The organism is Rhodococcus sp. 05-2255-1e (assembly GCF_002259025.1).
Lineage (GTDB): Bacteria > Actinomycetota > Actinomycetes > Mycobacteriales > Mycobacteriaceae > Rhodococcoides > Rhodococcoides fascians.
This window is the reverse complement of record NZ_NOZE01000046.1, coordinates 33,132-57,124: the sequence shown is the minus strand read 5'-3', so window position 1 is coordinate 57,124 and position 23,993 is coordinate 33,132. Positions and strand designations below refer to the sequence as shown.

Genomic DNA, 23,993 nt, shown 5'->3' with positions numbered 1-23,993 from the left:
CCGAACGAATGAATGGCCCATTCACAACGTCTGAGCGCGTGAATGGGCCATTCATCCCGAAGGGGGTGGTGAAGCAGGCAGAAGAACTACTGCTTCGCCGACTCCAGTGCCTCGTTGAACGTCGTGGACGGACGCATCACTGCGGCGGTGGCTTCGGGGTCCGGGTAGTAGTACCCACCGATGTCGACCGGGTTGCCCTGTACCGCGTTGAGCTCGCCGACGATTTTCTCTTCGTTCTCCGAGAGGGTCTTTGCCAGAGCTGCGAAGTGCTTGGCCAGCTCGGTGTCCTCGGTCTGCTCGGCGAGTTCCTGTGCCCAGTAGAGGGCGAGGTAGAACTGGCTGCCACGGTTGTCGAGTTCACCGGTCGAGCGCGACGGCCCCTTGCTGTTCTCGAGCAGCTTGCCGGTGGCCGAGTCGAGTGCGTTGGCGAGGATGGTCGCCTTCACGTCACCGGTCTTGGTTCCCAGGTCCTCGAGGCTGACTGCGAGAGCCAGGAATTCACCCAGCGAATCCCAGCGGAGGTGGTTCTCCTCGATGAGCTGCTTGACGTGCTTGGGGGCCGAGCCGCCCGCACCCGTCTCGTACAGCCCACCGCCGGCCATCAGCGGAACGATGGAGAGCATCTTGGCGCTGGTGCCGAGTTCGAGGATCGGGAACAGGTCGGTGAGGTAGTCACGCAGGATGTTGCCGGTCGCGGAGATGGTGTCGAGCCCGCGGATGAGACGTTCCATCGTGTAGCGGATCGCACGAACCTGCGACATGATCTGGATGTCGAGGCCCTCGGTCTCGTGATCCTTCAGGTACTTGCGCACCTTGCCGATCAGCTCGTTCTCATGCGGGCGGTACGGGTCGAGCCAGAAGACGACGGGCATTCCGGACTCACGGGTGCGTCGCACTGCCAACGCAACCCAGTCGCGGATCGGTGCATCCTTGACGATGCACAGACGCCAGATGTCACCCTCTTCGACGTCCTGCGTCAGCAGAACCTCGCCCGTCGCCAGGTCGGTGATGTTCGCAACGCCCCCAGCGGGGACCTCGAACGTCTTGTCGTGCGAGCCGTACTCCTCGGCCTTCTGCGCCATCAGGCCGACGTTGGGAACGGTGCCCATCGTCGTCGGATCGAACTGTCCGTTGGTCTTACAGAAGTTGATCATTTCCTGGTAGATGCGGAAGAAGGTCGACTCCGGGCTGACGGCCTTGGTGTCCTTCGGCCGACCGTCCGCGCCCCACATCTTGCCGCCGCTGCGGATCATCGCAGGCATCGACGCGTCGACGATGACGTCGCTGGGCGAATGGAAGTTCGAGATTCCGCGTGCGGAGTCGACCATCGCCAGCTCCGGACGAGTCTCGTGGCACTTGTGCAGGTCGTCGATGATCTCCTCGCGCTGCGCGCTGGGGAGTGCCTCGATCTTGCTGTACAGATCCGACAGGCCGTTGTTGACGTTGACGCCGAGCTCCTCGAACAGGTCGCCGTGCTTGGCGAACGCGTCCTTGTAGAAGACCTTGACGGCGTGACCGAAGACGATGGGGTGCGAGACCCGCATCATCGTGGCCTTGACGTGCAGGGAGAACATGATGCCCGTCTTGTAGGCGTCCTCCATCTGCTCCTCGTAGAACTCGATGAGCGCCTTCTTGCTCATGAACATGCTGTCGATGACGTCGCCGTCGGTGAGCGACACCTTCTCCTTGAGAACGATGGTCTCGCCGCCCTCGGTCAGCAGCTCCATCTTGACCTCGCGGTCGCCTTCGACGGTCATCGACTTCTCGCCGTGGTAGAAGTCGCCGTGGCGCATGTGCGCGACGTGGGTGCGCGACGCCGGCGACCATTCACCCATGCTGTGCGGGTGCTTGCGCGCGAATTCCTTGACGGCCTTGGGTGCGCGGCGATCCGAATTTCCCTCGCGCAGAACGGGGTTGACCGCACTGCCGAGGCACTTGGTGTAGCGGTCGCGGATTTCGCGCTCTTCGTCGGTCTTCGGGTTCCCGGGGAAGTCGGGGATCGCGTAACCCTTGTCCTGCAGTTCCTTGATCGCGGTCAGCAACTGCGGAACGGAGGCACTGATGTTGGGAAGCTTGATGATGTTGGTGTCGGGCAGCTGCGTCAGCTTGCCCAGCTCGGCGAGGTTGTCGGTCACTCGCTGGTCTTCGTTGAGGTAATCGGGGAACTCGGCGAGGATGCGGTTCGCAACCGAGATGTCACTGGACTCGACGTCGATGCCGGCCGCGCTGGCGAAAGAACGTATGACCGGCAGAAACGCGTGAGTCGCCAGCATCGGCGCCTCATCGGTCAGGGTATAGATGATGGTCGGCTTCTTCGCTGTCATGTTTCGCCTTTGCCTCAGTTTCGACGTCGTCTTTTGGATGCGTTCGTCCTCAACTTTAATCTTCGTTCTCGCCGCTGTGGGGGGCAGTGGGGTATCACTCCATCTGCGCATCCAAGTTACCGACCAGTAGGGCGCTCAATGGATTTCGAGACCGTGCTCGGTCCCGCCCCTGACCACCGTCGGGTCACCCGATTTGCCCGATTAGGAACAACATCGGCCTCGCCGTCCGTTGAACCGAGTATGACGACCTACAAGACTGTCAATCCTGCCGACGGCACAACCGTCAAGGAATTCGAAACTCTCGACTCGGCCGGCATCGAGCGCGCCCTCGCGGATGCGCACGCCGGTTTCCAGACGTGGCGCAAGACCTCACCCGAGCACCGCGCAGACATCCTGCACAAGGTCGCCGACCTGTATGTCGAGCGCGCCGACGAACTGGCCCGCACCATCTCGCTCGAGATGGGCAAGCCACTGACCGAGTCTCAGGGCGAGGTCGAACTGTCCTCGAACATCTACCGTTACTACGCCGACAACGGCCCACGCTTGCTCGAGGACGAGACACTCGACGTGCCCGGGGCGGAAATCAGTGTGCTGCAGCGCAAGCCCGTGGGCGCGCTCGTCGGCGTCATGCCGTGGAACTTCCCGTACTACCAGGTAGCCCGATTTGCCGGCCCGAACCTGATGGTGGGCAACACGATTCTGCTCAAGCATGCACCGAACTGCCCGCAATCGGCATTGCTGATGGAAGAGATCTTCCGGCAGGCCGGGTTGCCGGAAGACGCGTACATCAACATCTTCGCAACCAACGAGCAGATCGCCGACATGATCGCCGACGCCCGCGTGCAGGGCGTCTCGCTCACCGGAAGTGAGCGGGCCGGAACGTCCGTCGCCGAGACAGCCGGGCGCAACCTCAAGAAGGTCGTGCTCGAGCTCGGTGGTTCGGATGTGTTCATCCTGCTCGACTCCGCGGACATGGACGTCACCGTCGAATCCGCAACCCGCGCGCGGCTGTCCAACGCAGGCCAGGCATGTAATGCCGCCAAGCGCATCCTCGTTGCCGAAGACGTCTACGACGAGTTCGTCGCCAAACTGGTTACCTCCTTCGAGGCTGTGCAGACCGGCGATCCATTGGATGCCAACACCACCCTCGGTCCCCTGTCGTCGCAGACCGCTGCCGACACGTTGATCGAGCAGATCGACGACGCGGTGTCCAAGGGCGCGACACTGCTCACCGGTGGCAAGAAGATCGACGGACCGGGCGCGTACGTGCAGCCGACCCTACTGACGGATGTGACTCCGGACATGCGTGCCTACACCGAGGAACTGTTCGGCCCCGCAGGCGTCATCTACAAGATCCAGAACGCCGACGAGGCAATCGAATTGGCGAACTCCTCCCCCTACGGACTGAGCGGGTCGGTGTGGAGCGCAGACCTCGACAAGGCCCGGGACGTAGCAGAACGCCTCGAGGTGGGCATGGCCTTCGTCAACGAACACGGCACCACAATGCCCGGCCTGCCGTTCGGCGGTGTGAAGCGCTCCGGCGTCGGCCGCGAGCTGGGACCGTGGGGCATGGACGAATTCGTGAACAAAAAGCTCGTCCGAGTCTCCGCGAAGTAGCCGTACTCGCCGATGCTCCCCGGGCAGTTGCTCGGGGAGCATCGCGCTGCTGCGGTCATACTGTCTCGGTGATCGTCGAACACGCCCTGCTGCATGTCATCCCCCACCGAACCGACGAGTTCGAAACCGCGTTCGCCGACGCGAAATCGATCATCGCGTCGATGCCGGGGTTCGTGAATCTGACCCTCTCGCGGGGCATCGAGCAGCCGAATACCTACCTGCTGTTGGTGAAGTGGGAACGACTCGAAGACCACATCGACGGCTTTCGTGGTTCCGACGAGTATCAGCAGTGGAAGTCGCTGCTGCACCATTTCTACGAACCGTTCCCCGTCGTCGAGCATTTTGCTCCGATGCTCGAGGCGTAAGAGTTAGGTTCGTGTCTCGACCCTCTCGCCGCACCAAGGAGATTTCAGTGGCCAACGCTTCGTCGTTCGTGTCCAAGCAGGACGACCTCGAGATCAGCACCTACACCTGGGCGACGTCCGCCGATCCTGCTCGCGGTGTCGTACAGATCGCACACGGGCTCGCCGAGCACGGCAGTCGTTACGCACGCTTCGCTGCCGCTCTGAACGACGCCGGATTCCACGTCGTCGCGTCGGATCACCGCGGCCATGGCCAGTCGATCGTCGACACCCCCGGCGATTTCGGTGCCGCCGCATTCGCCGGCCTGTGGGCAGACATCGAGCAACTGGGCGAATCACTGCTGACCGAGTACCCCGACCTGCCTCTGTTTCTCTTCGCTCATTCCATGGGATCCTTTGCTACCCAGCATGTTCTGATCGAGCGATCGGATCTGTACGAGGGCGTGGTGCTGTCGGGCTCGACGACACTCGACGTACTCGCCGCAGGAATGGCCGACGCCCCAGCGGGCGACCTGAGCGTGTTCAACGCCGCCTTCGAGCACCGCACCGGATACGAGTGGCTCTCGCGCGACGAGGCCGAGGTGGACGCCTACGTCGCAGATCCACTGTGCGGCTTCGACCTTCCGGCGTCGACGGTGCCCGCGCTGTTCGGTGAGGCCGAGAAGCTCGCCGATCCGCACAACCTGGAGCAGATTCGCTCCGATCTCCCCCTGCTCATCACGTCGGGAACGGACGACCCACTCGCCGGCGGTGGGCAGTTGATCGAGACTCTGGCCGCCCGCTACCGCGAGGCGGGAATGAGCGATGTGACCGTCACCCTGTACCCCGGTGCCCGCCACGAAATCCTCAACGAGACCAACCGTGACGAGGTCACAGCCGACATCATCGGTTGGCTCACCGACCGCGCCGGATCGGTCTAACGCCGTCTCAGCTGCACGGGCTGCCCGTCCTCCGGGAAGGGCAGCGAGGTGAAGTTCAGCGGTGCAACGTAATCGGGGTCGACCGTCCAGTCGAATCGCAGCAACAAGTGATGCATGATCGTCTTGATCTCGGCCCCGGCGAAGAACATGCCGATGCATTTGTGGACGCCGCCGCCGAACGGCTCCCACGCATAGCGATGCACTTTGTCCTCGCGGCGATCGGCGGCGAACCGTCCGGGATCGAATTGCTCGGGGTTGGGCCAGTACTGCTCCATGTGATGCGTGAAGTGCGGCGCGACAGAGGCATACGTTCCCGCGGGGACGAACTTGCCTTGCACCTCCGTGTCCTTCACGGCACGGCGGGCCACTACCGGCGTGGGCGAGACCAGGCGCAAGCACTCCTTCATCACCAGATCGACGTTGGTCAGCTCGTCGAGTTGCGCGAACGAGGGAGCATCGGTGCCCAGCGCCTCGCATTCGGCCCGGCACTTGTCCTGCCACTCCGGATGCTGGCCGAGGTACTGCATCATCGTCGACAGCGTGATCGTCGACGTGTCGTGCGCAGCCATGAGCAGAAAGATCATGTGGTCGATCACTTCGTCGTCGGAGAAATGCTCTCCATCGTCACCCTCGATGTGGCACAACACCGAGAAGAGGTCGTCGGTCTCGGTGGCTCGACGGGCCGGGAGGTAGCGGCGGAAGAACTGGTCGAGCACCGCTCGGCCGTCCAAACCTCGCTTCCACCGCGTGCCCGGAACCCGATAGCGCACGATCGACGTCGCGGCCTGCACGCAGGCGATGAAACTCGAATTGAGCTCCGCGATGTCGGCGTCCGTCGTTCCCTCCGCACCTCCCATGAAGATGCTCGTCGCGACGTCCAGCGTCAGTGCTTTCAGCGCCGGATAGACCTGGAAGTCGCGGCCCGGCTGCCACGCGTCCAAACCCGTTGCTGTAACTGGATTCAACGCTGCGACGGACTTGGTCAGCCGGTCCCGAGTGAAGGCCTGCTGCATGATTCGTCGATGACGTAGATGCTCTTCGGAGTCGAGCAGCATCAGCCCGCCGTGGAAGAACGGCCCGATCAACAGCGACCACCCGTCACCGTTGGCGAACGCCTTGTCCGCATTCTGCAGCACTTGCTGACACGCATCGGGGCCGAGAACGGTGATCCACTTCTGTCCGGCCATCGTCATCCACGAGACCTCGCCGTACTTGTCCCACCGACTACCGAGCAGCTTCAGAGGGTCGCGAATGTACTCGAGTGTGTGCCCGACGACGGGAAGACCGCCGTCGCCGAACACCGGTTGGAGAGCTGAATCTGCGGGTGGAGCAGCCAGAGCACGTGCCATTGTCGACCTCCGTCAATCTGACATGACGTCATGTCAGATGAGATGTAGTCTGCGTCACAGTCACGGTCTCTGTCAAGATCTACCCATGCCCCCTACGACGCGTCGCTACAACGGCATGAGCGCCGACGACCGCGCGGCCGACCGCCGAGCGAGATTGCTCGACGCCGGCCTCGAGGTATTCGCGGCAGCCGGAGCGAAGGGTGCGACCATGACCGCGATCTGCGCACACGCCAAGCTCACCGAGCGCTACTTCTACCAAAACTTCACCAGCAGAGACGACTTGCTCGAGCAGGTCGTGGAATCGGTGTCCGCCGAGATACGAACGGCAGCGCTGGATGCACTGCACTCCCCCGCCCGGACCGTCGACGAGAAGGTACACAAAGCGGTGACCGCGTTCGTCGGCGTCCTGACCGAGGACCGTCGCAAGGGCCGGGTTGCGATGATCGAATCGCTGGCCGTCGACTCCCTCCGCGAATACCGACGAAAGTCCCTGCGCGGCTTCGCTCATCTGGTGGCCGAACAGTCGCGCGAACTGTACGGCGACAAGGCTTGGCCCCAACCACAGTCCGAGATCAACGGACTGCTGTTCATCGGCGGACTCGCCGAACTCGTGATCGCCTGGCTGAACGACGAAATCGACATCGCACCTGCAGACATCGTCGACGCCGCAACACGTCACTTCATCGCAACCGCGCACCGCTGAGGTGCGCTACGCGCAGTGGCGTGATTATGTGCCCGCAGAGGCACTTACCCGCACCACTGCGCCGCAGGCGCACTCCTACCGGTCGAAGTGCGCCTTCGAGATCTGTCCGTGCACGCCGACGGTCTTGTCGACCACCTGCGAGACGGTGAAGTTCGCGGCAGCGGACAAGTACGCATACGCCGTCGCCCGGTCCATGCCGAGATCGGTCTCCAAGAAGTCCAGAGCATTGACCACAGCCCGACGCATCGCCGCGTTCAGGTCCGAACTCTGGCCGCCGACGGCCCCGTCCGGATCTGACAGGCCGATCGGAATCCACGAGTTCTCGTTCTCGGCAAAGGGATACGAGTACGCGACAGACGGCGCGTCACCGCTGCCCGCCTTGCAGGCCGTAAGGCGGAATGTGCCGCGCAGAGACCCCTCCATCGCAGTGAGGGCCACCTCACCGTCACCCATCGCCATGTGCGGATCGCCGACGTAGAACAACGCGCCCTCCGCGAACACGGGAAGGTAGAACGTCGAGCCGACGCCGAGCAGACCGACGTCGATGTTGCCGCCGCCGAGCGTCGGGGGAATCGAGTTGGCATTCGGGGATGTCAGACCTGGGTCGCTGGCGAACGCCACGCCCATCATGCCCATGAACGGGCGCAGCGGAAAGCGCACGGCCGCATCGCCGTACCGCATCACGCCCTGTCCGTCCTCGACGGCCGTGAACGTGGATACATTGCCGTACTGCGTCGGGGCACCCGATTTCCTGCCGTCGCTTCCGATCGGCGGCATGACTTCATCAAGGCTGATGCCCGCCGGTGCCTTGCCGGACGCCGTAACTGCAAGCGCGCCCTTGCCGTGCCTGCTCGACACCACGCCGTACGGCACCCGCGGAACGGCCTCCAGAGTTTCGATCTTGAGCACATCGCCGCGCTGCGCACCTTCGACAAACACCGGGCCGGTCACGACGTGCGGTCCGTCGACGTCAAAGTTGCGTACCGTCCTGTCGTATCCGCCGGCGATGTCGATGGCGTCCTGGAGGACGTCGGACTCCGAAACGCCCTTGCCGCCGAAGAATTCGACGGGATCGCGGCCCTGGTCTTCGAGAATGCCCTCGTGGCTGAGCGCATCGATGGTGACAGTCTCGCCGGACTTCATCTGCAGTACCGACGCCGATTCGACGGTCGGGACGTAACCCCACAGAACCTTGTCGACCTCCGAGCTCAGGTAGTGGTCCCCCGAAATGTCGCCCGATCCTGGGTTTAGAATGGCACCCGCGGGCGCTACCGGAGCCGACGAGCTTGTTGACGCCGTAGTGGTCGAAGACGTCGAACACGCAGCTGTCGAGGCCAAACCAGCCCCTGCGCTCATCGCTGCCACCGCCCGAATGAAGCCGCGTCGGCCGATTCCTTTGCTGATAGTTTCCGCTGCGTGCTCTGCCATCGACTGCGCCATACTGCCTCCTGAATTGTCCGAATCTCGAACGTAGATCAGGGGTGTTTCTCAGCAGTTACGAACGCGCGTCACGCGAATTGCTCAGCGACTCAACTGGGGTCGCTGCCGGCGATCGCCGACCACCAGATCGCGGTGACAGCTGCCAACAGACTCACCGCCAGAAATTGTGCAAAGCCCCCACCGTCGACGATCAACCACAGCAGCCCGATGAACGGGCCGGCCACCGCTGCGGGGGCGTCGAGCATGATCCGACGACGCAGCGAACCGAATCTGGCGCTGCGCCTGCGCAGATCGGCGTCGTTGAGGCGCGGGGCATCGAGAGGTGTTCCCGGCGGTAAGGTCGATCGCCGCCGACCGGAGGGCAACGCAACGATCCCCGGTTCGACGACGAAAGCGCGGTGTCCGAGAAACGACCTACCGACCTTCGCTTCGGCGCCGGGGACCAATCCGAGAAGACCGGTGTGGAAGTACACCGGATACCAGGCCCGCCCGGCGCCCTCCTGAACCTCCACATACCCGCGCGAACGCATGCGGTGTTGAAACCGAACACGACGCACGGAGATTCGATCCCGAGACCGCGCTGCGGATCGTCCGGCCAACAAGGCCGAGGCCACAGACCAACCCGTCCAGATCAGAACGACGAGCGCAACCACCAGGCCGAGCGGGGTGTAGACAGCGGTCGATGCCGCGACAACCAGCGTGATTGCCGCGACACCGACCGGATATTCGAGCCCGTTGTCTATTTCAGGAACCCGACCTTCGACATGTCGATGTCGCCGAATCCTGGAGCGCCGAAGTTGGCGAGATTGGACTTCGTCGCGTAGGTGAACGGACGCTGGAACAGCGTCAGGCTGTGGCCTTCGGCCCAGATCGCCTTGTCCGCCTCGTTGTAGTCGGCGATACGTGCTTCGTCGTCGAGCTCGCCCGCAGCCTTGTCGAGTAGTCCGTTGATCTCCTCGGACCCGACCTGGCCGTAATTCTGCAGCGTGCTGCCGGGCGTCAAACGGAAGATGCCGTCACTGCTGGACGTGTACGGCGTTCCCTCCCAGGTGAAGTGGGTGACGTCGAAGGCACCCACCAGGATGTACTTCTCGAAGAAGTCGTCCGACGGCACTGCATCGATGATGAGATTGGCACCGACAGCCTTGAGGTTCTGCTGGATGATCTGCGCTTCCTGCGTCGCATTCGGGGTATCGGCCGGAATGATGTCGTGCAGATCGAGCTGCTGACCGTCCTTCGAGCGGAACTCACCGTTCATCGTCCAGCCGGCCGCGTCGAGTTCGGACTTCGCCTTCTCCGGATCGAACGTGATGTCGCCGTTGTTGGCCTGGTAGCCCTTCTGTCCGTCGACGTAGATATGACTGTTCAGCACAGTCGGGTTGGAGGTGATCTGGCCCAGCTGCGAGGTGGCCAGGTAGTCGCGGTCGATCGCCTTCATCAGAGCCAGCCGTACCGCCTTGTCGGACGTGATGCGTCCGGGAGCACCGTTGAAGTCGAAGTGGCGGTACTGAGACCCGAGGCTCTGCCGCAGGTCGACGTTTGGGATACCGCGGGCAACCTTGAACGCATCTGCGCTGCTGCCCAGTTCGTAGTAGTCGATCTCGCCGCTCTGCAACGCGCCGACGGACGCTGTCGAATCGAGTGGCAGGTACGTGATGGTGTCGAGCACCGCGGGATTTTCGCCCCACCAGTCCGGGTTGCGTTCGGCGACAATGCGCTTGCCACCGGGCTCGATGGTCCGGATACGGAACGGCCCTGCGGTGGCCGGCATCGTGCTCACAGATCCGGTGTTGAATGCGTCGACACTGGCCATGGACTCAGCCGGCATCAGAGGCTCGTACAACGACCGCCAGTCACCGAACTTCTCGGCAAAGGTCAGGATGACCTGCTGGTCGTTCTCGCCGCGGACGACGGACTCGACCTTGTCCCAGCCAGCGGTGCTGGACGCCTCGTAGGCCGGATCCTTACCGTTGTTGGCAGTCCACGTTGCCACGAGGTCTGTGTAGTCCAACGGACGCCCGGTGCTCCACTTGGCCTTCGGGTTGATGTTGTACGTGATGACCTGCTTGCCGTCGACCTCGGACTCGGTGATGTCGGTGAAGAAATCCGTCGCGACCGTCAGGCTTGCATCGGCTGCAGCATTGAATGCTCTCGGCATCAATGCCAGGTAGTACCGTGCCGCATCGACCGTCGTGCCATCGATTTGGTAGTAGTTGTAGTTGGTCGGCACCTGCGAGAGCGGAAAGTTCATATTTCCGCCCTGCTGGAGATCGCTGATGGGATGCGGGTTGATCTGCGCTCCGCTCTCGAAGGACGCGGGCGCATCGGCGTTCGGCCCGGTGTCACCCGAGCTGCACCCCGCCACCAGTCCCACAGTGGTCACGGCCACCGCGATCGGGACCAGTGCCCGAAATAGCTTGGCTCTCATCAATTCACCTTTCTCAGTGTGCACGTAACCTGCAGGGTCAGATGGCGTCGGCCAGTGCTGCGGCCTCGGCGATTCGGGCTCGTTGGAGCACGGGATCGGGGATGGGGATGGCTTTGAGCAGCGCCCGCGTGTACGGGTCCTTCGGTGCGTCGAAGATCAGCTCCGTCGGGCCCTTCTCGACGAACACACCGTTGCGCATCACCGCTACTTCGTCGGCGAGGTGACGCACCACCGAAAGATCGTGCGAGACGAACAGATACGCCAGACCGAGCTCCTCCTGCAGATCCTGCAGCAGGTTGAGCACACCCGCCTGGATCGACACGTCGAGAGCAGACACGGGCTCGTCGAGCACCAGGATCGACGGCTTCAGCGCCAAAGCCCGTGCAATGCCGATTCGTTGGCGCTGCCCGCCGGAGAACTGGGTGGGATACCGATCCGCGAGCTCGGGACGCATCCCGACGGTGTCCATCAGTTCTCGAACTCGGCGGGTTCGCTCGTCGACCGGGACGCCGTTGATCTTCAGCGGCTCGGCGATGATCTCCCCCACCGGCATGCGCGGGTCGAGCGAGCCCATCGGATCCTGGAACACGATTTGGATGTGGGCGCGCAACTTTCGTTGCTCGGCGCGGCTCAGGCTGTAGGGCTCGACGCCGTTGATCTTGATCGAACCCTGCTGCGGCTTCACGAATTCCATGATCTCGAGGAGAGTCGTGGACTTTCCGCACCCGGACTCACCGACGATCGCCAACGTGGACCCCGCATGCAAATCGAAGCTGATGCCCTGCACGGCAGGCACTTCCCCGGCCCGACGACGCAGCACGGAACCCTTGAACATGGGGTAGCTCTTGTGCAGATCGGTCACCGACAGCACCGGAGCGTCCTTGGACACCGTCACCACGAGCTCTGCCGGGGCCTCCGACCGTGGGGCACTCTCGAACTCGGCCTCCACCGACTCGGCCGTCGCCGCGTCGATGCGGATGCACGCCGCGCTGTGATTCGGGGCAACCTGAACCAACGGCGGTTCGCCTTCGTCGCAGGCCTCCGTGTGCAACGGACACCGAGGCCCGAAGGGGCATCCCGTCGGGAGATTCACCAGAGCGGGCGGCGTGCCCTCGATAGGCACCAGCCGCTCCTGCGCAGGACGATCCGGGCGAGGGACGGAGCCGAGCAAGCCGACGGTGTAGGGCATCGACGGGTGCGCGTACAACTCGTCGACCGGAGCTGTCTCGACAGCGCGACCTGCATACATGACCATGGCCCGGTCGGCAACGCCGGCAACGACTCCCAGGTCGTGGGTGATGAACACGACGCCTGCGCCGGTGACGTCGCGGGCCGTGCGCAGCAGATCCAGGATCTGGGCTTGGATCGTCACGTCGAGGGCCGTGGTCGGCTCGTCGGCGATGATGAGATCGGGATCGTTCGCGATAGCCATCGCGATGACGACGCGTTGGCGCATTCCCCCGGAGAACTCGTGCGGGTAGGACTTTGCCCGTGTTCTCGGATCGGCGATGCCGACCAGATCGAGCAGTTCCAGGGTGCGGTCGTGGACCTTCGCCTTGCTCAGCGACGGGTTGTGCACAGAGATCGCTTCGGCAATCTGGTCGCCGATGCGGTAGATGGGCGTCAACGCCGTCAGCGGATCCTGCGAGATCATCGCCACCGAACGTCCACGCTCACGCGACATTTCGCGGTCGGACAAGCCGAGCAACTGTCGCCCGTTCAGCTCGATGGATCCGGTGACACGTGCGGACTCCGGGAGCAAACCCATGACCGCGAGGGACGACACCGACTTGCCCGAGCCGGACTCGCCGACGATGGCCATGACCTCGCCCTTGTCGACCTGGTAGTCCAAGCCTCGCACCGCGGTGACGCGCCCCTCCTCGCTGGGAAAGCTGACCTCGAGTCCGCTGACCTTCAACACCGGCACTGTCTCAGCCACGTGCCTGTCCCCTCGTCGAGTTCGGATCGAATGCGTCGCGCAGACCGTCGCCGACGAAATTCGTCGCCAGCACGATCAATACCAGTGCGCCACAGCAGAATGCGAACAGCCACGGATACGTCAACGCGGACGACGTACCGTCTGCGATCAGCGTGCCGAGCGAGACGTCGGGTCGCTGGACACCGAAGCCGAAGTAGCTCAGCGATGCCTCCCCGATGATGGCGATACCCACATTGAGCGTGACGTCGACGATGAGGATGGAGGCCATCGACGGCAGCACGTGCTTGCCGATCACGCTGCTCGGTGTTGCGCCCATGTACTTTGCGGCGCGGATGAATTCGCGTTCACGTAGGGACCGCGTCATCGCGCGAATGATGCGTGAGGTGATCATCCACGCGAAGGCCGCGAGCAGCAGCACCAGGATGAAGAAGCTCTTGTCGCGGAACAACGGAGAGCAAATAGCGATCACCAGGAAGCTGGGTACGACGAGCAATACATCGGCGACCCACATCAGCGCGCGGTCGGTCCAACCGCCGAAGTACCCCGCCACCGCGCCGACGACGCCGGCAAGCACCGTGGAAATGAGCGCGACGAGCATGCCGATGATCAGCGACTTCTGCAGACCGCGCAGCGTCTGAGCCAGAACATCCTGGCCGATCTGATTGGTGCCGAACCAGTGTCGTGTGGTCGGCGGCGAGTTGAGCGCGTACGCGTCGAGTTCCTCGTAGGTGAACGGGATGAAATGCGGGAGCACGAACGCGCCGACGAACATCGCGAGAAGGACCACGATGCCCGCCAGCGCCGGCCGGTTACGCAGGAACCGGCGCAGCACCAACCGCCGACGCGTGATCGGGGCAGACGAGTCGATCGGGCCCTCGACCGCAGCGATCTCGGGAACCACAGGTGTCGCCATCGCCGGTCCTTTCCTCTACTCGAAGTGGTGGGTCAGTCCGCGTAGCGAACGCGCGGATCCAAAGCAGCAGTGAAGATATCGGTCAACATTCCGGAAACCAGGACCGACAGCGCAGTGAAGAGCGAGACCGCGAGCGTGATGTTGATGTCCTGACTGGTGATGCCGTAGATCAGCCAGTCACCCATGCCGTACCAGCCGAACACGCGCTCGGTGAACGTCGCGCCGGTGATCACCGCACCCATACCGAATGCGAACAGTGTGGCCATCGGGATCAACGCAGTACGGAAGCCGTGCTTGAAGATTGCGCGCCCGCGCGTGAGTCCTTTGCCGCGGGCAGTACGGATGTAGTCCATGTTCAGCTCGTCGAGCATCGAACTGCGCATGTACCGGCTGTACCCACCGATGGTGAACAGCATCAAGACGACGGTCGGCAGCAGCAGATGCTGCGCGCGGTCGACAATTTCGTTCATCAGACCGGGGGCGAGCGTCGTCGACGTTTCACCGGTGTACTGGAAGAACTGACTGCCGGTGCTCTGATTGACCTGCACAGCAAGGTACTTGAGCACCGGGGCCAAAACCAGGATCGGGGTGCTGATGAGAATGAACGTCACCACCGTTGCGACGTGGTCGAAGATCTTGTACTGCCGGACGGCACCGTACGCACCGACGAGGGTTCCCAGTACCGCACCGAGGACGGTGCCGAGCACGACCAACCGCAGCGAGACCAGGATGCGTCGCCACAGTTCGTCGTTGACCGAGCCTGCAGCGATGGTCTGCCCGAAGTCTCCGTGCAGGACCGCCCACAGCCATTTCAGATACCGCAATACCGGATTGTCGTCGAGGTGCAGTGCCGCACGCTTGGCGTCGAGTACAGCATCCGACGGCGGCGGGTTGCGGCTGAGCAGATTCGACAATGGATCGAACGTGAGCGAGGCCAGCAAGTACGTGAGAAACGTCGCGATGATCAGCAGGACGACGTAGTTCAGCAACCTGCGTGCGAGATAACCGCCCACGCGCAACCACCTTCCATCGAGCACCACGGCCGTGCCCGACGGCACTGCTCTCGGCATTGTTCACACCGCTTGTTTCCTGCGTGTTTCGTTAGCGGTGGAAACGGACAATCCTCAAGATAGCACCAGGAATTCGTATTTCGACGACGGTTGAGAAACTCTTACCGACACTTCGGACAATGCGGAATCATCGGTCGCAGAACGAGTCTGACGACCTCGCACTCGTAGGGTCGCCTAATTCATCGGCTCGGCGGACGCATTCGCGACAATGCGGACAGGAGACGAATAGGCGGTGCTCGCACGCGTCGGTAGATTCACTGCCATGCCGACAGACTCCACACCCGACGGATTCGCCCTCGAACGCTTCGACGTCACCGATTCCGGGGCCATTGCCACGATCTTCGCCGCCAAGGACTACAGAAACGGACTCTACGTTCTGCATTTCGCAGACAACGCGGCCTTCGTGGGCTACTCCGAATCACTCGCGGCCCGAGTGCAAGCCGACCGCGAGATATGGCCAGACATCGAGGCCCTCGATGTTGCACCCGGTGCCGCAGATCGTCTGGAGCAGCTCACCGATCTCGTGTCCCAGCTCCACCCCCTGCGACAACGCCCGTCGGAGCCCACCGCAATCGGCGAAACTCCGGGAGTGAAGACGGCACTGCCCAAAGAACGAGCCAAGCGCACGACGCTCCTCGACGCGGCCGTAGGACGCAGTCGTCGCCAATTCTGGGAACTGTCCGACCACATCGCGTACCCCGCCATCCGCAGCATCGTGGCCGACTACATCAACTCGTCGATCCCCGACCCAGCCAATACCGCGAAATACCTCTGGCAGACAGCCGCTCTGTCCGACGTACAGGACGACACCGGTCCGCGACGATTGCTGACGCTGACGTGCGGCGGCTTCGAGACCCTGCGAGTCGACGAAATCGTGCACGACGACGACACGATCGAACTCGACCTGCGCATCAACACCAACGTTCCGCGCGACCGGACCGACGAGCAACTCGAGGTCTCCAACGAAACCGTCAGCGCCGGACGGGGACCGTACCGAGAGGAGCGGGTCTGGTCGTGGTCGATCGACCTCGGCGCGTTGCTGGAAGAAGACGTGGACGTCGACCTCGGTATCGACGACGACACGTTCGACGATCTCGCGTACGGCCTCAACGCGCGGCTGATGCGGTCCGGAAACTCAACGGGCGCAGCGGCACACAACAACGACCTCGCGGCCGACCTACTCGCCGAGGCGTATCGGCAGCTGTTCGAGGCCGAGTGACCGACCGCCTCTGGTACGTCGCATACGGCTCGAACCTGTTGCGAGAGAGGTTCTCCGTCTATCTGACGGGCTCCGAGGACGGATCGGAGTTCGGGGCGCATCCACCGGCACCCTCGTCGGCAGCGGTCGAGGCGGAACGCTGGTTGTGGATCGATCACGCCCTGTACTTCGCTGGCGTGTCCCGACGGTGGACCGGGGCGTCGGCCTTCGTGTCACTGACGACCGATCCCGCCGAACCGTCACTGGCGCACGGATACCTGATCGACGGCGCGCGGTTGGCGCATGTTGCCGCAGTGGAGAACGTGGTCGATTCCGTCGATATCTCGGTTGTGGAATCACTGAGCATCGGCGAGTGGGCCGCACTCGACATCGACCGCCTCGGTGAAGCCTATCGCGGGAAATACGATGCGTTGCTCCGGCTTCCGAACATCGAGCACCAGCCCGCCTTCACGCTGACTAGTTCGATCGTGCGAGAGCACGGCGAACCGTCGAGCAAGTATCTCTCGACGATCCGGCGTGGACTGCTGTCCGCAGGAGTCGACATGGACGTCGACGCCTACCTCGACGCTGCCACCGGACGCGTCACTTCAACGCGTCGAGGTTCGTCTTCAGAAGCATGACGTTGTAATCGGACCAACGAGAAGCCGTGAAGTACAGGTCTTTTCCGCTCGACATCGGGTGAATGAACGGCGCGTAGATGCCGCCTGCCGTCTGGTTGGCGTCGAGAATCGTCCTCGGTTCGCTCCACGGCCCCTCCGGGTTTTCCGCCGTGCGCGCCACCAGCGTCCGGTTGTTCTCGTTGCCGTACATCATGACGTACCGGCCGAGGTAGTCGTTCCACGCCACCGACATCTCGCTGACCGGGCCCTTCACCACGGCCACGGTGTCGCCGACGTTCTTGGACCATTGCTTGGCCGGATCGGGATCTTGCGTCGAATACTCGTACGCGTCGAGATTCTCGATTTCGGCCGACGCGACTCGGGAAACGAACGCGTCACCGAATCGTCCGTTGGGAGTACCGAACTGGTACAGGTACCGACCGTCTTGTCCCAGAACGTAGGCGCTCTGCTGAAACTTGCCCTGGCTTTCGTGGACGTTGGTGAAGCCCGGGATCGTGACACCCTTGTTGACGCGGATCGTCTTGGGATCCGTCGTCCAATTCTGGCCGTTGTCGATCGATTTGGCCGTCGCCGAGTAGTTCGTGATCCAGCGACCGGGTGTGCCCCAGCTCTGCACCGACATGTAGTTGATGTACTGGGTGCTGCCGATCGCGATAGCCGCCGTGGGGATGGTCGTGTCCTCGACGCTCGGTAGCTTCGCGCTCGAGATGATCTCGGCGGCGTAACGCGGATTGTTCGCTCTGACAACCGCACCCGAGGTGGTATTCGCGGGGTCGGCCGGACCGATCGTGATGCCCTGCGACAGGTTCGTCGACGCCTTGTCCGAGCGGAAGAGTGCATTGCTGCGCCACTGGGCATTGCCGGAGGAGCAATCACCGAACGTGTCACCGAACGCCATCAAGATCTGGCCCGCACCGTTGTCCCAGGTGATACCGAGGTCGGTTCCGGACATCGCCAGGTTGTCGTAGGTGTCGTTCACGCTCTGCGGACCGGTGACCCAGGCGATGCTCTGGCTGTTCCCGGTGATGCGCGGCAGAGGACCCTGCGGTCCCTGCGGGTTCTTGCCCGACATTCCCGCGCTGCCCGACGAACCGAACAGCGGTGAGGAGCCCGGCCCACCCAGGCCGCCGCACGGTTCTGCAGAGACGGTCGGCGCAGTCAATGCGCTCAGCCCGCTCACTGCCAGTGCCAGGACAGCCCCAACAGCGATCTGCCGACTACGTAAGCGCATGGACGAACCCACCGTTTCCCGCGTGACCCACGATACTGATGTGACTGATGGGACGAGTGTTACGCAAATCTACTGATCGCGCAACAAATTGGGCGTGTCGGTACTTGACAAAACGCCTACGGCGAGAATGACACTCGTGTGATTAGCCGGCAATCATGCGCGCGTGAGTCGTATCCAGTGCGAACAGGGCAGCGCCCTGCACGACGACCGCCGTTCCGTGACCGATTGCCTGGTCAGCGGTGATTCGACGGCCGAAGCTGGGCTTCCGGACGGCGATGTGCGCACCGGCCGCGACATAGAGAACATCGAGCCCCGCATTGATCCACAGCAACTTGCTCAGACTCTTCGACGTCGGGACCGAGGAATTGAGCGCTCCCGCCCCTGCGATCGCCACATCGATCGCACCCCAACCCGCGGTCTGCTGACCGAATGCACGACGGGCAGGCGACGAGCCGCGCACCGCCAACACCGTTCCGGCAAGCACACTCACACCGCCCCACACGGCGAGACGCCGACCGAGTAGTTGGGCGACGGCGGGAGCTTCCATACGAGTCATCGCTCCAGTGTGCCGGGCTCGACGCCGAGGGCGACCCGTAACGCGCGGTCCGTTGCTGCCGATCACCGAGCACCGGGTATTCGTGCTCGAAACGAACGGAGTCACCATGCTGAAGAAGATCCTCGCAGGCGCTGCACTGACGATCGGCGTAGCAGTGCTCGCCGCGCCGACGGCATCCGCTGCACCCGACGACAACCCGTTCGGCCCCAAGGACTCCACCGCGAATTTCGTCAGCGCATTCGACCCCGCAGCTTACGGCAGCGCGAGCGAGAAGTCGCTGATCATCAGCCCCTTCGGTACCGGCCGGCAAATCGACTGCTGGTCGTTCCACGCCCGCGGATCATGCTCCCAGAACGGCCACGTGCTCGCCGAGATCCGAATCCCCTCCGGATCGTCGGAATGGGATTACCGGACGCTCTATGTTTACAACCCGTTCTGACAGTCGGATAGGGCACAGCCGCAATCACAGTCCGAGCGGATGCGCGTCGGCCCCAGGCAACCAACTGTTGCCCGGCCCGACCCACCCCCTCTCCTTGATCATCTTCTTCGCCGCACGTCGATGGCGGCCGAGCAGGCGGTCGAGGTAGAGGAGCCCGGCCAGATGGTCGGACTCGTGCTGCAAACACCGCGCCAGATAACCCGTGCCTTCCACCGTCACCGGGTTGTTCTCCACATCGACACCTGTGACACGGGCCCACTGAGCACGCCCGGTCGGAAACAGCTCCCCCGGCACGGACAGGCATCCCTCGGTGTCGTCCGGGTCGGGCATTGTCTCCGGAATCCCTGAGGTCTCGAGCACCGGGTTGATCACGTGTCCGCGGTGACGGACCCCACCGTCCCGCAGGTCGTAAACGAAGACCGAACGTGGGTCGCCTATTTGGTTGGCCGCCAGGCCCGCACCGGGTGCAGCCGTATTGGTCTCGAACATCTCCTCGACCAGCGCTGCGAGCTCGTCGTCGAACACCGTCACGCGAGTTGCCGGAGTTGTCAGCCGGGGATCACCGGCAACCAGGATCGGTCGAATCGCCATGCAAACAGGATAGTTTCGCTCCGAGGACGGCGGAGCCCTGGGCAACGAGGTTACTGTCGATCTGTGGCCCACTCCCGTCGTACCTCCACCGCGCACCCCGCAGACAAGGTCTGCGCGTCGTGCGGTCGGCGGATCGAGTGGCGCAAGAAATGGGAGAAGAACTGGGATGACGTCAAGTACTGCAGCGACACCTGCCGGCGGCGCAAAGTGAGTGCAACCGACAAGGAACTCGAAGACAAAATCCGATCCTTGCTCGACGCCCGATCACGCGACGCGACGATCTGCCCCTCGGACGTCGCACGAGCCCTGTCCGACGACGACTGGCGCGACTTGATGGAGCCCGTTCGCCGCGCGGCCCGACGTATGGTCGACGCCGGCGAAGTCGAGATCACCCAGAAGGGGTCGGTCATAGATCCCTCGACCGCAAAAGGACCGATCCGGATCCGCTGGAAGCGTTGACGGAAACCTGTCGGTGGGTGGGTATAGCTTTCGTGGTGTGAAGACATGGGGGGATGTGTTCGGGCTCGGGGACCAGGAGTTGGTCTCCGAGCTTGCTGACGTGAACTCCCTCGAAAACGCCCTCGCAGCACAGAGATTGATGTTGCTCGCCGAGATAGACCGCCGCGGTTTAGCGATGAAACTCGGGCACTCGTCCGTCACCCGCTGGTACGCGAAGTCGGTGCGGATCACCGACGGGTCAGCCGCCCGCCAGAACGCACTGGGGTACTGGCTGTTCGATCACCCCACGGTGCTCGACGCCCTCGCCGATGGCCGGATCCATGCCTCTCACGCCGCCGCCATCGCTGAGGGATACGACGTCGTGCTGGTGGCCGACCCGACGTTGGATCAGGACCGCCGCGACGGAATTGTCGACGAATTGCTCGACACCGCGATGCGCAACACCGCGGGGCAGGTGACCTCCCGCGCGCAGGCTTTGGCGCATGCGGCCGCGGACGACGCCCGAGCGCGACACGCGAAAGCCGAGAAACAACGCCGAGAGCAAGAACAGCAGGAACAGGAGCGTCGCGCCGCCGACACCGCCACGTCCTCCGACCGACACGGCGACCCGACACCGGATCCGGAACCGCCTGCGCCCGAGCCTGTTCCGCCGCCGCCCGCACCGCGACCGGTGTCGGAAAACCCGGCACTGAACCGGTTCGACGTGCACCCTCTGGCCAACGGCCGCTTCCAGTTCGGTGGCGACATCGACCGGTTGCTCGCCGAGAAGCTGCTCACCGCTCTGTCGCCGTTGACGGCACCGCGACCAGGTCCCGGCGGGGAGCGCGACCCACGCAGCCCGTCGAAGCGCCGGGCCGATGCACTCGATCAGATCCTCGACCGACACCTCCGCGGCAGCACTCGTGGGTCGGCGGTTGGGTCGCGGGCGTCGGTGCACCTGATCGTCCCCCTGCGGGACTTGCTCGCCCACGGCGGAAACACGCAAACGGGCAGCACCGCAACGGATTCGGTCGACACGGGTTCGGTCGCGAAGAGCTCCTCGAACGGCGGCGACAGCAACGGCTCGCATCCGGATGGAGTGGCTCGAGGGGATATCGCTGCTCGCGGCGATGCGACATCCGGATGTGGTGGTGCCGGGCAAGAATCTGTGTCCGAGCCGGGCGACGCTGGTCCTCGCGGCGATGCCGCGGCCCGTCGTGGCGGCGACAGTAACGGCGGGCAGAAGTCTGTCCCCAAGCCGGGCGACGCGGAATGGCCGTTCCACCTCGACTGGACCGGCCCCATCAGCCGCTTCCTCGCCGAACTCGTCACCTGCGACGCCGACCTGACCCCCGTCATCGTCGACCACCACGGCGTACCACTCGCGCTCGGACGAACCACCAGACTCGCCAGCGACGACCAACGCATCGCCCTGACCATCCGCGACACCTGCTGCGTCATGTGCGGCCGCCCAGCCCAGTGGTGCCAAGCCCACCACATCAGATTCTGGGAACACGGCGGCCGCACCGACCTCGACAACCTCGCGCTGGTCTGCGGAGAATGCCACCGCCTCGTCCACCACGGCGACTGGCAGCTCATCATGGGCGACGACGGACACCCCTACGCCATCCCACCCGAATCCGTCGACCCCAGACAGCAGCCCCTCCCCAGCTACCACCGACGAAAACAGCGAGCAGCCTGAACAACTCAGGCGCGCAACGCGCGCTTGAGCAACTTTCCGCTCTGGTTGCGGGGCAACTCGTCCAGGAAAGTGACGGTCTTCGGCACCTTGAACGGCGCGATCCTGCCCTTCACGTGGTCGATCAACTCCTGCGCCGACACCTCACTTCCGTCCTTGAGCACGACGACAGCAGTCACCGCTTCGATCCACTTGTCGTCCGGAGTCCCGATGACCGCCACCTCGGCAACGGCGGGGTGGGTGTAGATCACGTCCTCGACCTCACGAGAAGCAACCAGAATTCCGCCCGTGTTGATGACGTCCTTGATCCGGTCGACGACCGTGATGAACCCCTCGGCGTCCCGAGTCACCAGATCACCCGAATGGAACCACCCACCCGAGAACGCATCCGCCGTCGCCTCCGGCTTGTCCCAGTAACCGTCGCACAATTGAGGCGAGCGGTAGAGAATCTCACCGGGCTCACCGTCCGGCACATCGTTACCGTCCGCGTCGACGACGCGGGTCTCGACGAAGAACACCGCACGACCGCACGACGCCGGTCTGGCCTCGTGCTCGGACGGCTGCAGAACCGTTGCCAGCGGACCGATTTCGGATTGCCCGAAGCAGTTGTAGAACTCGATGTCCGGGTATCGCTCACGCAGCCGGGTCAACACGGTGACGGGCATGATCGACGACCCGTACTGCGCCTTCTTCAACGACGACAGATCACGAGAATCTAGGTCGGGGTGATTGGCGAGCGGAACCCACACCGTCGGGGCCAGGAACAACGACTTGATCTTCTCGTCCTCGATCCGCCGCAGAATCTCCGCGACGTCGGGCTTGCGCATCAGTCGCACGGTCGCCCCGACCGACAGATACGGCAGCATGAACACGTGCATCCCCGCCGAGTGGTACATCGGCATCACCAACAGCGGGTCGTCGTCTTCAGTGAACCCCAGAGCGATCACACACGAGACGTACTCGGCAACGAGCGCGCCGTGAGACATCATCGCGCCCTTCGGTTTCGACGTCGTGCCGGAGGTGTAGAGCAACTGCGCCAGGTCCGCGGAGTCCGCGGCCGGCTCGAGGACCGAACCATCCCCGGCAGGGTCGAGCAGATCCGGAAGCGACACCACGAACTCGACGGCGGTACCGCTCCGAACGGAATCGAGCGTGTTCGACAATTCCGGGTCGACGAGCACTACCCGTGCGCCCGACTGATCGAGCAGATACAGCAGCTCGTCGCCCACGAGTGCGTAGTTGATGGGCACGTGCACCAATCCTGCTCGCGCACAGGCAAGAAATGCCACCACGTACGCGTCGGAGTTGACGCCGTACGCCGCCACCCGGTCACCCTTGTCCAAGCCCATCGCGATCAACCGACGGGCGACCCGCGTCACGGCAGTGTCGAGCTCGCGGTAGCTATGGCTGCGGCCTTCGAACGTCACAGCCGGACGGTCGGGAAATTTCGCCGCCGACCTGCGCAGAACGCCGTCGACGGTGCTGACTCGGGTGCCGTTCGTCATGACAACGACGTTATAGGGCGTCCAAGCTTTTTGCCTCGACTTCGACGTCGATGGTTCGCTCGCCGATCACGGGGCATTCGGTGTTGCATGACAATCAAACAAGCACTCGACAGTCTCGAGACTGCCTCGTTTCTCGACGGACCCAGCGACGCGATCCATGGCGTACTTGCACCTGCGGTAGCGGACAGTGCCGTGGGATCAGCGCTGCACGGCCGGTGGATCGGGCACCCCATCCACCCTGCGCTGGTGACGGTGACCATCGGCAGCTGGACCAGCGCAGTCGCGCTCGATCTCGTCAAGAACCAGTCCAGGGCAGCCAAAATTGTCGTCGCGCTGGGTCTCGCGTCCGCGCCTCCGGCGATAGCGACCGGATGGGCCGACTGGTCGACGATGAACACTGTGCAGCGGCGGGTCGGCATCATCCACGCGGCCTCGAACGCGACCGGCGTGTTCCTCTTTCTGGGCTCCTACCTCCGTCGCCGGAAGCAGACCGACGGAGTCGCCAAAGCTCTGGCGGCGGCGGGCCTCGCAGCCGCAGGACTCGGCGGACTCGTCGGCGGGCACCTCGCCTACAGCACCCCCGGCAGCGAGGCCGAGTCCGAAGCTCGACACCGCCTGCCGAGCTGACCC

22 protein-coding genes and 1 pseudogene are annotated in these 23,993 nt (G+C 63.6%); 11 read left to right on the top strand and 12 right to left on the bottom strand.

What is annotated here, in order from left to right; all coding sequences use genetic code 11:
• Positions 1–86 precede the first annotated feature (86 nt).
• The gene (locus tag CH262_RS25450) at positions 87–2,324 is read right to left on the bottom strand and encodes an NADP-dependent isocitrate dehydrogenase (RefSeq protein WP_048320079.1); all 2,238 of its coding nucleotides are present in this window, start codon (positions 2,322–2,324) and stop codon (positions 87–89) included.
• A 240-nt stretch (positions 2,325–2,564) separates the two neighbouring features.
• Here CH262_RS25450 and CH262_RS25445 point away from each other — a divergent pair, with 240 nt between their 5' ends.
• From CH262_RS25445 to CH262_RS25435, 3 genes are all read left to right on the top strand, one after another.
• Positions 2,565–3,941, top strand: coding sequence for an NAD-dependent succinate-semialdehyde dehydrogenase (locus CH262_RS25445; RefSeq protein WP_094718739.1), 1,377 nt, complete (start codon positions 2,565–2,567; stop codon positions 3,939–3,941).
• A gap of 68 nt (positions 3,942–4,009) precedes the next feature.
• Entirely contained in the window at positions 4,010–4,306 is a 297-nt protein-coding gene (locus CH262_RS25440; RefSeq protein ID WP_032364295.1) for an antibiotic biosynthesis monooxygenase family protein, read from the top strand.
• 47 nt (positions 4,307–4,353) lie between these two features.
• Positions 4,354–5,223 carry an alpha/beta fold hydrolase gene (locus CH262_RS25435; protein ID WP_094718738.1) on the top strand — a complete coding sequence of 290 codons (870 nt, stop codon included), beginning with the start codon at positions 4,354–4,356 and terminating at the stop codon, positions 5,221–5,223.
• On the opposite strand, the gene CH262_RS25430 is transcribed toward CH262_RS25435, so the two are convergent.
• Complete coding sequence (locus CH262_RS25430) at positions 5,220–6,572, bottom strand: cytochrome P450 (RefSeq protein WP_048320081.1); 1,353 nt, start codon at positions 6,570–6,572, stop codon at positions 5,220–5,222. The genes CH262_RS25435 and CH262_RS25430 overlap by 4 nt on opposite strands.
• Before the next feature lie 85 nt (positions 6,573–6,657).
• Between CH262_RS25430 and CH262_RS25425 the strand changes: the two genes are divergently transcribed.
• Positions 6,658–7,275 carry a TetR/AcrR family transcriptional regulator gene (locus CH262_RS25425; RefSeq protein WP_179275112.1) on the top strand — a complete coding sequence of 206 codons (618 nt, stop codon included), beginning with the start codon at positions 6,658–6,660 and terminating at the stop codon, positions 7,273–7,275.
• Positions 7,276–7,350: 75 nt separating this feature from the next.
• Here the strand turns inward: CH262_RS25425 and CH262_RS25420 are convergent, their stop codons facing one another.
• The 6 genes from CH262_RS25420 to CH262_RS25395 all read right to left on the bottom strand — a co-directional run bounded on the left by CH262_RS25420 (position 7,351) and on the right by CH262_RS25395 (position 15,008).
• Positions 7,351–8,715, bottom strand: a complete 1,365-nt coding sequence (locus CH262_RS25420; RefSeq protein ID WP_094718736.1) for an acetamidase/formamidase family protein — start codon at positions 8,713–8,715, stop codon at positions 7,351–7,353.
• 89 nt (positions 8,716–8,804) lie between these two features.
• Entirely contained in the window at positions 8,805–9,245 is a 441-nt protein-coding gene (locus CH262_RS25415; protein ID WP_141215041.1) for a hypothetical protein, read from the bottom strand.
• 209 nt (positions 9,246–9,454) lie between these two features.
• Positions 9,455–11,143 (bottom strand): ABC transporter family substrate-binding protein, encoded by a 1,689-nt coding sequence (locus tag CH262_RS25410; RefSeq protein WP_032384933.1) that lies wholly within the window; start codon positions 11,141–11,143, stop codon positions 9,455–9,457.
• A gap of 37 nt (positions 11,144–11,180) precedes the next feature.
• A complete protein-coding gene (locus CH262_RS25405) occupies positions 11,181–13,082 on the bottom strand; it encodes an ABC transporter ATP-binding protein (protein WP_094718735.1) in 1,902 nt (633 codons plus the stop codon).
• Positions 13,075–13,995: an ABC transporter permease gene (locus tag CH262_RS25400; RefSeq protein WP_032364290.1), complete on the bottom strand. Its 921-nt coding sequence runs from the start codon at positions 13,993–13,995 to the stop codon at positions 13,075–13,077. The genes CH262_RS25405 and CH262_RS25400 overlap by 8 nt, the downstream gene beginning before the upstream one ends.
• Positions 13,996–14,027: 32 nt before the next feature.
• Complete coding sequence (locus CH262_RS25395) at positions 14,028–15,008, bottom strand: ABC transporter permease (RefSeq protein ID WP_032364425.1); 981 nt, start codon at positions 15,006–15,008, stop codon at positions 14,028–14,030.
• Between the two features lie 319 nt (positions 15,009–15,327).
• On the opposite strand from CH262_RS25395, the gene CH262_RS25390 reads away from it, so the two are divergent.
• Positions 15,328–16,284 (top strand): hypothetical protein, encoded by a 957-nt coding sequence (locus CH262_RS25390; RefSeq protein ID WP_256988986.1) that lies wholly within the window; start codon positions 15,328–15,330, stop codon positions 16,282–16,284.
• Positions 16,281–16,904, top strand: coding sequence for a hypothetical protein (locus CH262_RS25385; RefSeq protein ID WP_094718734.1), 624 nt, complete (start codon positions 16,281–16,283; stop codon positions 16,902–16,904). Before CH262_RS25390 ends, CH262_RS25385 begins: the two co-directional genes overlap by 4 nt.
• On the opposite strand, the gene CH262_RS25380 is transcribed toward CH262_RS25385, so the two are convergent.
• Entirely contained in the window at positions 16,867–18,135 is a 1,269-nt protein-coding gene (locus CH262_RS25380; protein ID WP_094718855.1) for a DUF4185 domain-containing protein, read from the bottom strand. The two genes, CH262_RS25385 and CH262_RS25380, sit on opposite strands and share 38 nt — an antisense overlap.
• A 142-nt stretch (positions 18,136–18,277) precedes the next feature.
• Complete coding sequence (locus CH262_RS25375) at positions 18,278–18,691, bottom strand: DUF6992 family protein (protein ID WP_197077426.1); 414 nt, start codon at positions 18,689–18,691, stop codon at positions 18,278–18,280.
• 106 nt (positions 18,692–18,797) lie between these two features.
• Between CH262_RS25375 and CH262_RS25370 the strand changes: the two genes are divergently transcribed.
• Complete coding sequence (locus CH262_RS25370) at positions 18,798–19,130, top strand: hypothetical protein (protein WP_094718854.1); 333 nt, start codon at positions 18,798–18,800, stop codon at positions 19,128–19,130.
• Between the two features lie 24 nt (positions 19,131–19,154).
• On the opposite strand, the gene CH262_RS25365 is transcribed toward CH262_RS25370, so the two are convergent.
• Positions 19,155–19,721: a peptide deformylase gene (locus tag CH262_RS25365; RefSeq protein ID WP_094718733.1), complete on the bottom strand. Its 567-nt coding sequence runs from the start codon at positions 19,719–19,721 to the stop codon at positions 19,155–19,157.
• Positions 19,722–19,784: 63 nt separating this feature from the next.
• Here CH262_RS25365 and CH262_RS28280 point away from each other — a divergent pair.
• The 3 genes and pseudogenes from CH262_RS28280 to CH262_RS28270 all read left to right on the top strand — a co-directional run.
• A pseudogene (locus CH262_RS28280) lies at positions 19,785–19,913 on the top strand (DUF2256 domain-containing protein); the annotation flags it as partial.
• 15 nt (positions 19,914–19,928) lie between these two features.
• A complete protein-coding gene (locus CH262_RS28275) occupies positions 19,929–20,180 on the top strand; it encodes a DUF3253 domain-containing protein (RefSeq protein ID WP_230073891.1) in 252 nt (83 codons plus the stop codon).
• Between the two features lie 37 nt (positions 20,181–20,217).
• The gene (locus tag CH262_RS28270; RefSeq protein ID WP_032384787.1) at positions 20,218–21,861 is read left to right on the top strand and encodes an HNH endonuclease signature motif containing protein; all 1,644 of its coding nucleotides are present in this window, start codon (positions 20,218–20,220) and stop codon (positions 21,859–21,861) included.
• Positions 21,862–21,866: 5 nt separating this feature from the next.
• On the opposite strand, the gene CH262_RS25345 is transcribed toward CH262_RS28270, so the two are convergent.
• On the bottom strand, positions 21,867–23,363 hold the full coding sequence (locus CH262_RS25345; RefSeq protein WP_094718731.1) for a fatty acyl-CoA synthetase: 1,497 nt from the start codon (positions 23,361–23,363) through the stop codon (positions 21,867–21,869).
• An 87-nt stretch (positions 23,364–23,450) separates the two neighbouring features.
• Here CH262_RS25345 and CH262_RS25340 point away from each other — a divergent pair, with 87 nt between their 5' ends.
• Positions 23,451–23,990 (top strand): DUF2231 domain-containing protein, encoded by a 540-nt coding sequence (locus CH262_RS25340; protein ID WP_032375303.1) that lies wholly within the window; start codon positions 23,451–23,453, stop codon positions 23,988–23,990.
• Positions 23,991–23,993 lie beyond the last annotated feature (3 nt).

Coding starts and splice junctions, on each gene's coding strand:
- CH262_RS25450 (WP_048320079.1), bottom strand. CDS start 2,324: ATGACAGCGAAGAAGCCGACCATCATCTATACCCTGACCGATGAGGCG.
- CH262_RS25445 (WP_094718739.1), top strand. CDS start 2,565: ATGACGACCTACAAGACTGTCAATCCTGCCGACGGCACAACCGTCAAG.
- CH262_RS25430 (WP_048320081.1), bottom strand. CDS start 6,572: ATGGCACGTGCTCTGGCTGCTCCACCCGCAGATTCAGCTCTCCAACCG.
- CH262_RS25425 (WP_179275112.1), top strand. CDS start 6,658: ATGCCCCCTACGACGCGTCGCTACAACGGCATGAGCGCCGACGACCGC.
- CH262_RS25420 (WP_094718736.1), bottom strand. CDS start 8,715: ATGGCGCAGTCGATGGCAGAGCACGCAGCGGAAACTATCAGCAAAGGA.
- CH262_RS25415 (WP_141215041.1), bottom strand. CDS start 9,245: ATGCGTTCGCGCGGGTATGTGGAGGTTCAGGAGGGCGCCGGGCGGGCC.
- CH262_RS25410 (WP_032384933.1), bottom strand. CDS start 11,143: ATGAGAGCCAAGCTATTTCGGGCACTGGTCCCGATCGCGGTGGCCGTG.
- CH262_RS25400 (WP_032364290.1), bottom strand. CDS start 13,995: ATGGCGACACCTGTGGTTCCCGAGATCGCTGCGGTCGAGGGCCCGATC.
- CH262_RS25390 (WP_256988986.1), top strand. CDS start 15,328: ATGCCGACAGACTCCACACCCGACGGATTCGCCCTCGAACGCTTCGAC.
- CH262_RS25380 (WP_094718855.1), bottom strand. CDS start 18,135: ATGCGCTTACGTAGTCGGCAGATCGCTGTTGGGGCTGTCCTGGCACTG.
- CH262_RS25375 (WP_197077426.1), bottom strand. CDS start 18,691: ATGACTCGTATGGAAGCTCCCGCCGTCGCCCAACTACTCGGTCGGCGT.
- CH262_RS25370 (WP_094718854.1), top strand. CDS start 18,798: ATGCTGAAGAAGATCCTCGCAGGCGCTGCACTGACGATCGGCGTAGCA.
- CH262_RS25365 (WP_094718733.1), bottom strand. CDS start 19,721: ATGGCGATTCGACCGATCCTGGTTGCCGGTGATCCCCGGCTGACAACT.
- CH262_RS25345 (WP_094718731.1), bottom strand. CDS start 23,363: ATGACGAACGGCACCCGAGTCAGCACCGTCGACGGCGTTCTGCGCAGG.
- CH262_RS25340 (WP_032375303.1), top strand. CDS start 23,451: ATGACAATCAAACAAGCACTCGACAGTCTCGAGACTGCCTCGTTTCTC.